Below are 10,477 nucleotides of genomic sequence, written 5' to 3'. Positions count from 1 at the left end.
CTAACAGCCGAATCGATGAATTGTTGCCGCTTGCACCGGAGGCTATTGAAGCATTATTGAAGGAACGTGGGTAGGTGGTGGGGTTGGAGGGATACGCTTAACCTCTGGAGTAATCAGCTTGGTGATACTGGCGCTAAACATCTCGCCGCCCTCTCCAATCTCATTTCGCTTGATCTGGGGGATAACAAGATTGGGGATGCCGGCGCTAAACATCTCGCTGCCCTCTCCAATCTCACTTCGCTTGACCTGGGGGGTAACCAGATTAGGGATACCGGCGCTAAACATCTCACTGCCCTCTCCAACCTCACTTCGCTTGACCTGGCGGGTAACAAGATTGGGAATACCGGCGCTAAACATCTCGCTGCCTTCTCCAATCTCACTTCGCTTGACCTGGGAGGTAACCAGATTAGGGATACCGGCGTAGAATATCTTACTGCCCTCTCCAATCTCACTTCGCTTGACCTGGGGGTAACCAGATTAGAGATGCCGGCGCTAAACATCTCGCTGCACTCTCCAATCTCACTTCGCTTGACCTTGAGGGCAATAGAATTGCTGATCTGTCGCCATTTATAAAATTATCTTTTTTGAGAAGCCTCAATCTTAATAGAACCAACGCCACCGACTTGTCTCCCTTAAAAAAATTATTTGTAAAAGGCTTACCGGTAAGATGGGATGGTTCTAGCTATCTTGGTCAAGAGGGTGTGTTTGTCAAAGACTGCCCACTCATTCATCCTTCTCCTGAAGTGGTGAAACAAGGCCTCGAGGCTGTGCTGAATTATTTCCGAGAAATTGAAGCACAAGGGGTTGATCGATTATTGGAAGCTAAGGTACTGATCATCGGGGAAGGCCGGGCCGGTAAAACGAGTTTATTGCGCCGCCTATATCGACCTAGTGAGCCCCTGCCAACAGAAGATGAAACTACTAGGGGAATCAATATTCATCGCCAGGGTTTTCCTCTCGACAATGAGCGCATTTTTCGGCTCAACGTATGGGATTTCGGCGGACAACAAATCTATCATGCCACCCATCAGTTTTTTCTGACAAAAAATTCTCTCTACATTCTTGTGGATGATACCGCCAAGGATCATAAATCTGCCACAGATGAAGGATTTAAATATTGGTTAGAGGTTATCGAACTACTTAGTAACCGAAGTCCCGTGTTAATTTTTCAAAATGAAAAAGGTGGACGCAGTAAAACGATTGATGAAGCAGGCATAAAAGGCCGATTTCCCAATGTGAAAGAGGTCCATCGGGGGAATTTGCAGCAGCGTGGATCAACCGCCGAGTTATATAAGGCTATTGAGTATTTCGTGCAGCGCCTTCCTCATATCGGCGAACAAGTTCCAGCCAAATGGGTTGATATTCGAGCGGCGATTGAGGAAGAAGCCAGGCATCATCCTTATATTTCACAACAAGATTATTTTGATCTCTATGGACGCTATCTGGATTTCGATCAGACCAAAGCATTGCATCTGAGTCGCTATTTACACGATCTCGGGGTTTTCCTCCATTTTCAGGATGATCCTCTGTTACGCCGAACTGTGATATTGCAGAATCTATGGGCCACAGAAGCGGTATTCAGGATTCTGGATGATGAAACGGTGAAAGCAAATTTTGGACAATTCGCCCTCGCTGATTGTGAACGGATATGGGCTACCTCCGAATATCGCAATATGCATTTGGAATTGCTGGCATTGATGGAAAAGTTTGAGTTGTGTTATCCCCTAGTGGCTGCTCGTGCTCATGAAGTTAATACCTGGCTGGCGCCCCAACTCCTTTCACCAACGATGCCGCCCGGACTCAATAACTGGGCAGCCCCGGGTGATTTGGTGCTCAGCTATCGCTATGGCTTCTTACCCAAAGGGCTCATCAGTCGACTGATGGTGAGAATGCATCACTTTGTCAAACGGCCAAACATGGCCTGGACAACAGGCGTGCTATTCGAACGTAATGCCACAGAGGTACTCGTACAGATCCCACCACATGGCAGCGAAATAGTTCTACGCGCTCGCGGCCCAGAGCATAAAGCGCTACTCAGCGTCATTGCAAGCGATCTCGATACGCTCAATGCAAGCTTCAGCGGACTAGAAGAGAGGATAGAAATCAGAATTCCATGTATTTGCTCTAAATGTATCGCTTCGACTTCACCGGAAATGTTCGAATACAAACGCTTACTCAAACGCAAGGAGGATGGAAAACTAAACATCGAGTGTCTGGAAAGTTATGAAGAGGTCAATGTACTGACACTGCTGGATGGTTTTAAACCAGAACACCTTCCTATCTGGGCGGAAAAGCAACCTGATAGTCGGCGTTTGACTTCAGAATTAACAAAATCGAACAGAGTTAAAGATAAAACCATTAAAATCTTTCTAGCATCCTCCGAGGAACTACGCGAGGATCGCGATGCCTTCGATCTATATTTTAGGCAGCGAAATGATCGGTTACTCGAACAGGGAATTTACCTCAAAATTGTTCGCTGGGAGAATTTCCTGGATGCTATGTCTTCCACTCGCCTGCAAGATGAATACAACCGTGAGGTTCACAACTGCGATATTTTTGTAAGCTTATTCATGACCAAAACAGGAAAATTCACTGAAGAGGAGTTTGACGTGGCTCATCACACGTTTAGGCAAAATGGTAAACCACATATTTATACCTATTTCAAAGAAGCATCGGTTCAAATTACGAAAATAAACCGAGATGCATTGCAATCATTATGGAAATTTCAGGATAAACTTAAAGCACTTGGGCATTTCCAAACTGAATACAAAAATACTGAACACCTCAAACAACTTTTTAGAGATCAGCTCGAAGAATTGTTAAATGAGAGACTAATTTAACTTTTTTCTTCTAGTTAATTTTAATCTGACATCTTCTTGGAAGCGTGATTAATTGCTTGCAGTATAATTATACTGCAGGGTTCTAAAATTTGAAGCGAGGCTCATACCATACATAATCAGGATTAGAACCATGTACATACCCAAGCACATCGTAATCTTGAAATACTTTTACCAGGCAAGTCTGTTTGTTTTAGCGCTGATAATCTTGGCTAGCCATGCTCTGGGGAATAAAAGTCATCCATCCCAGAATCAGATCGGAAGATATTAGTGTGGTGCTTCTGGCATATGGCGCGGATTTTAACTGGAATGAGCAAATGCGCGAAGCAGCACAGCTATTGATGAATCGCTACCAGATCGAATTCGTATTTTCGATGGCAGATCAGTCCACGATTGAGCGTGCCATACGCAAGCTGGAACGACGCGGTGCCAAAGCAGCCATTATCGTGCGCATCTTTGTCATGGAAAAAAGCTTTCGTCGCGAGATTGAGCGCATGGTCGGGCTGGATATAGAAAACAAGGCTCAAAAAACATCTGTCCATGAAGTTCATGGCGGGCAAGGATTTGTACAGCATGGCATAGTAAAAAAACATCTCTACCCGCATCCGCACCCCTTTACCCATCCGAACAACAGGAGGAATAGGAGCACATCCGCTATTCGCAGCTTCCCTGCTTGATCGTGCGCGCACCTTATCCAAAGAGGCGGCCAAAGAAACCATCATTCTGGTGGCACATGGCTCAGAAGATGACCAGCAAAACGAGCAATGGCTCCAAACACTGGAAGCACTCATTATGCGCATGCGCAAAATAGGCGGTAATGAATTTCGTGCAATCAGAGCCGCGACCTGGCGCGAAGACTGGCCAGATAAGCGTGCCCCCTGGATTGAAAAAGTTCGTACCATGGTTAAAGAAGCGCAAAAGCAAGGAGGAAACGCGCTTGTTATTCCTGCACGGGTTATGAACGAAGGGCGTGAGAAAAAGTTTTTGGCTGGATTGGAATATGAGCTTGGCTCGGGATTTGCGCCACATCCCTTGTTTGTCCAATGGGTTGAGGAGCAAATCAAGGCACGCATGGTGCAGATCGGGGTCAATAAATGAATCTGCTGCATGCTACAATTTTGCATTAGCAAAACTGCATTTTATCGAAACTGCATTTTGGCGAAACTGCGTTTTCACTAACTCATGCTGAATTCTTGACAAAAAAACTCCCTATCACGCCAATGATACGTTAATATTTTGACCATAGCTGGCTCGACTTTGAATGCTGACTACCTGACGTTCTGGAAGAGCACTTAATATCATTTGATCAAACGAAAAGGAATCATCGAGTATGAAAACACGTGCCGCTGTTGCCTGGCAGGCAGGACAACCTCTCACGATTGAAGAAGTCGATTTGATGGCTCCGCAAGCCGGCGAAGTCCTGGTTGAAATCAAAGCGACCGGCATTTGCCATACCGATTATTACACCCTTTCCGGCGCCGATCCGGAAGGACTGTTTCCAGCAATCCTGGGGCATGAAGGCGCGGGAGTCGTGGTTGATACCGGTCCTGATGTCAAATCATTGCAGCAGGGCGACCATGTCATTCCCTTGTATATGCCGGAGTGCCGTGAGTGCAAATTCTGCCTGTCCAGAAAAACCAATCTATGCCAGGCCATTCGCAGTACCCAGGGCCGCGGCTTGATGCCGGATGCTACTTCCCGCTTTTCACTCAATGGAAAACCGATCCTGCATTACATGGGCACTTCCACTTTTTCCAATTATGTGGTCGTACCTGAAATTGCGCTGGCCAAAATTCGCAAGGATGCACCCTTCGATAAAGTCTGCTATATCGGTTGTGGTGTCACTACTGGCATTGGTGCTGTCGTTTTTACCGCTAAAGTAGAAGCTGGAGCCAATATCGCGGTATTTGGCCTCGGCGGCATTGGCTTGAATGTCATCCAGGGCGCCAGGATGGTTGGTGCTGACAAAATCATCGGTATTGATATCAACCCAGTGCGCGAAAAAATGGCGCGGGAATTCGGCATGACGCATTTCCTCAACCCCAATAAAACAGAGAACATTATCGATGACATCGTGCAATTAACCGGCGGAGGTGCCGACTACAGCTTTGAATGTATCGGTAATACACAGCTCATGCGACAAGCACTGGAATGCACGCACAAGGGATGGGGACGCAGCATCATCATTGGTGTGGCAGCAGCCGGCGCTGAAATCAGCACCCGCCCTTTCCAGTTGGTCACAGGCCGCAAATGGGAAGGTTCTGCTTTCGGTGGCGCTCGCGGTCGCACCGATGTTCCCAGGATCGTCGACTGGTATATGGAAGGCAAAATCAAGATCGATCCATTGATTACCCATACACTGAAGCTGGAAGATATCAACGAAGGCTTTCAATTGATGAAGGCAGGCAAATCCATCCGTTCGGTCGTCATTTATTAATAGCATGACGACTCATCTGGAAACGCGTAGTACCCATCGCTGTTTTGGAGGCACACAAGGTTTCTATCAGCATTTTTCAGAAATCATCGGTTTGCCGATGCAATTTTCGGTCTATCAACCCCCGCAGGCTCAGCAAGGCTCAGTACCCGTCCTGTTCTTTCTTGCCGGACTCACCTGCACGGAAGGAACCTTTATGATCAAGGCAGGGGCACAACGCATGGCTGCTCAACTCGGTATCATGCTGGTCAGTATGGATACCAGCCCTCGCCAGACAGGTATTCCAGGTGAAGCAGGTGATTGGGAGTTGGGTAGCGGCGCAGGATTTTATCTGGATGCGACTGAAGCGCCGTGGTCAAAGTATTTCCGAATGGAAAGCTATGTGACACAGGAGCTGTACCAACTCATTTTGTCACATTTCCCGGCAGAGCAAAATCGTGTCGGTATCTTTGGTCACTCTATGGGCGGCCATGGCGCCTTAACGCTTGCACTACGAAGTCCAGAGCTCTATCGATCCATTTCGGCATTTGCTCCGATCGCTGCTCCGCAACACTGCCCCTGGGGGCAGAAGGCATTCAGTCATTATCTGGGCGCATCCCGCGGGACTTGGTACGAACATGATGCGACCGCCTTAATCGAAGCAGGCTATCGATTACCTGCGCTCCTCATTGATCAAGGCCTCAACGACCCGTTCCTGGCAGAGCAATTGCAACTAGATCGTTTTGAAGCAGCCTGCCGGCTACACGGGCAACCTCTGACAATACGCCGCCATGATGGGTATGACCACGGTTATTACTTTATCAGCACCTTCATGACAGATCATTTACAGCATCATTACGATCAGCTTAGCCAGCTATAGCGTCTTATTCCATTTCTAAATCAAAACTGATTTTGTCAGCTTCACCTTGCCGTATTATTCATACTGTCTGCGACTTGCCTTCGCGTCATTTTTAATCTGGAAATAGAATTGATCAGTTTGTGCTCTGTACCAAAAGCTCAGTTTGCACCCTGTTTAGCCAAACTTTTATCCATTCAGGAATTTCTTCGGCCAATAATGGTTTGGAGACAAAATTACCTTGCGCGAGATCACAGCCAGTACGGCGCAGTAATTCCCAGTCATCCCTATCTTCGACCCCTTCCGCCACTGATTCCATATTTAATTGCTTAGCCAATGCCAGACTCGCATCATAAATCACACGCAGCGTTTCATCTTTCCAAGCCCGGTGGACGAACCCCTGATCGATCTTGAGCTCATCAAAGGGAATATCGCGTAATTGCGCCAGTGAAGAATGTCCGGTACCAAAATCATCGATGGAAAGACGAAAGCGCTTCAAGCGCAGCCGCGTCAGAATCTCGAGCGACACGCGCATATCCCCCATCAACTGACTCTCGGTAATTTCCAGCACCAGTTTTTGCGGTAAAATTCCGGCGTCGGCAGCAAGCTTAACAACGTGATCCTGGAAATCCAAAGAAGTCAGATTATCCATAGACACATTGACAGAAACCCGTAACTCAAACCCTTCCTGCTGCCATTTTTTAGCTTGTGTAAATGCTTGTAAAAGGACGAACTGAGTTAAATCATTGATCAGGCCATGTTCCTCTGCTACATGAATAAATTGATTTGGAAAAACGAGGCCATCTTTAGGATGATGCCAACGCACCAACGTCTCCACACCCACTACTGTGCCACTGGCAACAGATACCTTGGGTTGATAGTAATTAACCAGCGCGCCTTCTTTAATGGCGGCTCTGATTTCTTCCGCGCTATATATCTTTTTAGCTTTGAATGGTTTAATGGGTACTGGCGGCGCCCATTGCGTCAATAAAGCGAGCATCGCCTCAGGTTTAACTGGTTTTTGCAAATAACCCAGCATATGAATTTTATGTGCTTGCACCAATCTCTCAGCCGTTCTCAGCATACGCTCATCCTCGCCGCTCACAAGAATCAAGCTGCCCGTAAACTGCCGCTCAACGAGATAACGCACAAATTCGATCCCGTCCATTCCCGGCATGTTCAAATCAAGCAATATCAGATCAGGTCGGGTTGCCTCGTTATCTACTTGCCCTAATGCATCGGACCCCTTATCGCAGCAAACAACAGAAGTAAATCCATGGTTTGCCAGCATTCGTGCCAACATTTTGAGCATAAGCTTATCATCGTCAAGAATTAAAATCTTGATCGTAGATCTTTCGATCATAATATTCCTTTCCAGGGAAAAATAGTGAGTCATGAGCTAAACTAACAATAGCTCAAACCGTTTAATCAATCCAGAAAGCGCCTTTCTGACGTTGCAAATACCAATTAGCGCTCCCTTCTTCCTTGCACCCGCCATAGCGAAATGATGGGGGCAGCATGGGAAATTTAAACCGTAAATCGTAAAACCAGATACATACCCCTTTTTCAGAGGTGTCAATTCTATCGAATTGTGGAAATACCGCAAACCGTCGGAAATCTGCCAAGACAGGTTGATGCCAGGCTTCGCGTACCAGCATGGTATCAACAGGACTATCACCAAACCGTTTGTGTTGCTGCCACTTTGCTGAAATCAACGACTGATAAGCGGCAAGCATGTTTGATAACACACCATGATCAGGAAATATCGCCGAAGAACCAGATGATAACTTAACCAATAAAATATGATAGGTTTCTCCTTGCAGGACAACGATCTGCCAGTTGAAGGGCGAAAAAGGCTGCGGCAATACGCTGATTTCTGCGTCAGGCAGGGCCATTTTCTGAACATAGGCCATACCAATGTCCTTGGCCCGTTCATGCAAAGAGACTAAAAATACCACATAAATAGTCAGACAAATGAGTGCAGAACCAGCGATATATTTCTTTTCTGGAAAAATGTGGCTCATGACCAGTCCCAAGATGATAATAACACTGAACCATAAGTCAACGACAAAGGCAAGCGGCAGAGAAAATCGTTCGGTAGAGAAAGGTGCCAGCAGCATCAATCCATAAGAAGTAATCAAATCTTCCGCTATATGAATGGCGATCCCAAGGCCGGACGGAATTAAAAAAAGCCGCCATGAATAACGGCCGCGCGCAACCTTCGAGAATAGATGAGCCAAGAGAAATGCCCAGAGCGGTAACATCACGAGTGAATGGGTGGGGCCTTGATGCCAGTTAAGATAGGTCAGCGTATCGACCAATCGTAAGACAGCATCCATATCAGGAAAAGCTGCCGCCGTCATGCCGGCGATGAGGCGGGTACGCACTGGCAGTGCTTTTAATATCGGCAGCACTGGCTCGGCTGAACGCACCAGCAAGGCACCGCTTAAGGCATGGGTCAAGGTATCCATCACATGGGATGATCAGTGAGTCGATTATTTGCTGGAAGATGCACTGATTCGAGGTACTGATGCTGGGGTGGTACTTGACTTGTTACCACCATAAATAGTCTGCCCCAGCCACATTGCCAATCCTAGATTGCGATTGAGGAATTGTCGCGTACTCTTCGATCCGGGTGTTTCATCGCGCATCCAGAAAAAGAACGTCATCAGATAAACAGTGGTCAAAGCCGATTCCTCCAACGCACGCCGCAGAAAAGTGGCATCACGTTGCGTGGCTTCACGAATCCATTGCACAGTTCGACTAATACGCATCACTGCCGGGATCTGAATATGGATATGTCCGGGTTCAAGCTTTGCCAAAATCATTTGACGTGTTACCTTGCGCTGAACTGCCAGAGCATCCAGCCAAATCATGACAAGATCATGAATACGCTGCTGCGGTGTCAGTGCTGAGAACTCAGCAGTATTTGCTTCTCTGAGCATGATGCCGTCTGCACGCTCAAACCAGGCATCAACCAGTTCTTCTTTTTCACGAAAGTAGTTGCGTATCTCATCCAAGGAAATATTCATTTCAGCCGCAATATCATAAAAACGAACGGCTTCCCACGAAGTACGTGCCGCAATTGCAACTCCAGTATTGACAATGGCATCACGGATATTTTCGCTTTCTGTTATCATTTTGCCCTCCTAAACGATTCCTTCTCGATTGCGAGAAATACACATTAATTTGTTAAATCGTACTTTATATCCTATAGGAAATAAGTGAACATGCTCGCAGTTTTCTATCTCGATATAAAGATAGGATACTCTAACCAATTCAATAAAAACAAATTTCAACAAATTAAATTAGAGGTCATTTAAATGAAACAACGCATAAAGCAGTTTATTTTATCCGCCTGCTCCCTTGCTCTACTAAGCAGCATCAATTTTGCATCAGCAGATACTGCCAGTGATGCTGAAACCTTGCTCAACTGGGCTGAGAATACTTATCGTGAATTCTTCCCAAGCCATCAGGCTACGCAAAGTATTGAACCTTGGCTTTTCAGGCACTACCCTGAAGTGGGTATTTATGCAGGCGTCAATAAGACTGATAATGGCGTTTATGTATTAGGAGGACCTTGGGGCAATAATCCCACCTTCATTGACAGTCTGCCCAATATGATCAACCACATTGCCAATTCAGGTGGCAATGGCAGCATTCCTGCCTGCAACATAACCAATGTACCTGCCGGTCTGGTTTACACACAAAGTGGCAATGTCGTCAATGTCACGACTAATGGGCAATGTATTCCACTTCCCACGAACAGCAATTTGTGTGAGCCCCCTCGCCAAGCTGCTGCAACTGGCATTTCCTTACTCACCACCAGCAACGTTACTTCCTCTGAAATAAAAGGGATTACCATGAGCATTCCAGGCATTCCCAACCCATTTCAATCTCTTGCAAATGATTTCTCCAACATTAAACATTGCACCATGAATGCACCGGCAGAAAGCACCAATTTAACGATCCATTCAGATGTTTGCTACGACATGACAAGCGCATTGCAAGGACAACTTGGAAGTATTCCTGGCGTGACCATTAATCCACCCATCACCATGGCAACCAAAAATACCGTTACTAGCCAGACTATAGCCGACTGTTTTGCCACTGATGCCGGGAGTATCTCCGATGCCTTCACCAATGAAGTGTGGGTCAAACAAAATGGCTCTTTTGTCAAAGTTAACAATTAACTTTTTCTACTTTTGACACTCACCCTCCACCCTTGTGTCGCCTGAACGGTGACACAAGCTAGGTGAAATGATACCCAGAAATTGTACAGATTGTTAAGCTCTGGCAAAATTAAAAAGGAGCTTAATGAGGGTGAGTAAAAATCGTACGCATATTCGAGTAAATTCAAAGCAAAACTAG

10 protein-coding genes are annotated in these 10,477 nt (G+C 46.4%); 7 read left to right on the top strand and 3 right to left on the bottom strand.

The features are described from left to right. The first annotated feature begins 66 nt into the window (after nucleotides 1–66). From BM122_RS03205 to fghA, 6 genes are all read left to right on the top strand, one after another. Nucleotides 67–573: a leucine-rich repeat domain-containing protein gene (locus BM122_RS03205; protein WP_074903602.1), complete on the top strand. Its 507-nt coding sequence runs from the start codon at nucleotides 67–69 to the stop codon at nucleotides 571–573. Between the two features lie 11 nt (nucleotides 574–584). After that, nucleotides 585–2,840, top strand: coding sequence for a COR domain-containing protein (locus BM122_RS03200; RefSeq protein ID WP_083398305.1), 2,256 nt, complete (start codon nucleotides 585–587; stop codon nucleotides 2,838–2,840). A 215-nt stretch (nucleotides 2,841–3,055) separates the two neighbouring features. Continuing rightward, nucleotides 3,056–3,514: a CbiX/SirB N-terminal domain-containing protein gene (locus BM122_RS03195; RefSeq protein WP_074903597.1), complete on the top strand. Its 459-nt coding sequence runs from the start codon at nucleotides 3,056–3,058 to the stop codon at nucleotides 3,512–3,514. A 49-nt stretch (nucleotides 3,515–3,563) separates the two neighbouring features. After that, the gene (locus BM122_RS03190) at nucleotides 3,564–3,935 is read left to right on the top strand and encodes a hypothetical protein (RefSeq protein WP_074903596.1); all 372 of its coding nucleotides are present in this window, start codon (nucleotides 3,564–3,566) and stop codon (nucleotides 3,933–3,935) included. 232 nt (nucleotides 3,936–4,167) lie between these two features. Next, on the top strand, nucleotides 4,168–5,274 hold the full coding sequence (locus BM122_RS03185) for an S-(hydroxymethyl)glutathione dehydrogenase/class III alcohol dehydrogenase (protein WP_074903595.1): 1,107 nt from the start codon (nucleotides 4,168–4,170) through the stop codon (nucleotides 5,272–5,274). Between the two features lie 4 nt (nucleotides 5,275–5,278). Next, nucleotides 5,279–6,130, top strand: coding sequence for an S-formylglutathione hydrolase (gene fghA / locus BM122_RS03180; RefSeq protein ID WP_074903593.1), 852 nt, complete (start codon nucleotides 5,279–5,281; stop codon nucleotides 6,128–6,130). Nucleotides 6,131–6,242: 112 nt separating this feature from the next. On the opposite strand, the gene BM122_RS03175 is transcribed toward fghA, so the two are convergent. The 3 genes from BM122_RS03175 to BM122_RS03165 form a co-directional block, all read right to left on the bottom strand. Further along, entirely contained in the window at nucleotides 6,243–7,469 is a 1,227-nt protein-coding gene (locus BM122_RS03175) for an EAL domain-containing response regulator (protein ID WP_074903590.1), read from the bottom strand. A gap of 61 nt (nucleotides 7,470–7,530) precedes the next feature. Continuing rightward, nucleotides 7,531–8,577: a metal-dependent hydrolase gene (locus BM122_RS03170; protein ID WP_074903588.1), complete on the bottom strand. Its 1,047-nt coding sequence runs from the start codon at nucleotides 8,575–8,577 to the stop codon at nucleotides 7,531–7,533. A gap of 24 nt (nucleotides 8,578–8,601) precedes the next feature. Continuing rightward, nucleotides 8,602–9,246 (bottom strand): TetR/AcrR family transcriptional regulator, encoded by a 645-nt coding sequence (locus BM122_RS03165; RefSeq protein ID WP_074903586.1) that lies wholly within the window; start codon nucleotides 9,244–9,246, stop codon nucleotides 8,602–8,604. Nucleotides 9,247–9,429: 183 nt separating this feature from the next. On the opposite strand from BM122_RS03165, the gene BM122_RS03160 reads away from it, so the two are divergent. Then, nucleotides 9,430–10,299: a hypothetical protein gene (locus BM122_RS03160; protein WP_074903584.1), complete on the top strand. Its 870-nt coding sequence runs from the start codon at nucleotides 9,430–9,432 to the stop codon at nucleotides 10,297–10,299. Nucleotides 10,300–10,477: the final 178 nt, after the last annotated feature.

It is taken from the genome of Nitrosomonas communis (assembly GCF_900114745.1).
Taxonomy (GTDB): Bacteria; Pseudomonadota; Gammaproteobacteria; order Burkholderiales; family Nitrosomonadaceae; genus Nitrosomonas; species Nitrosomonas communis_A.
This window is presented reverse-complemented; position numbering and strand designations above follow the sequence as displayed.

Coding starts and splice junctions, on each gene's coding strand:
- BM122_RS03195 (WP_074903597.1), top strand. CDS start 3,056: ATGCTCTGGGGAATAAAAGTCATCCATCCCAGAATCAGATCGGAAGAT.
- BM122_RS03185 (WP_074903595.1), top strand. CDS start 4,168: ATGAAAACACGTGCCGCTGTTGCCTGGCAGGCAGGACAACCTCTCACG.
- fghA (WP_074903593.1), top strand. CDS start 5,279: ATGACGACTCATCTGGAAACGCGTAGTACCCATCGCTGTTTTGGAGGC.
- BM122_RS03175 (WP_074903590.1), bottom strand. CDS start 7,469: ATGATCGAAAGATCTACGATCAAGATTTTAATTCTTGACGATGATAAG.
- BM122_RS03170 (WP_074903588.1), bottom strand. CDS start 8,577: ATGGATACCTTGACCCATGCCTTAAGCGGTGCCTTGCTGGTGCGTTCA.
- BM122_RS03165 (WP_074903586.1), bottom strand. CDS start 9,246: ATGATAACAGAAAGCGAAAATATCCGTGATGCCATTGTCAATACTGGA.
- BM122_RS03160 (WP_074903584.1), top strand. CDS start 9,430: ATGAAACAACGCATAAAGCAGTTTATTTTATCCGCCTGCTCCCTTGCT.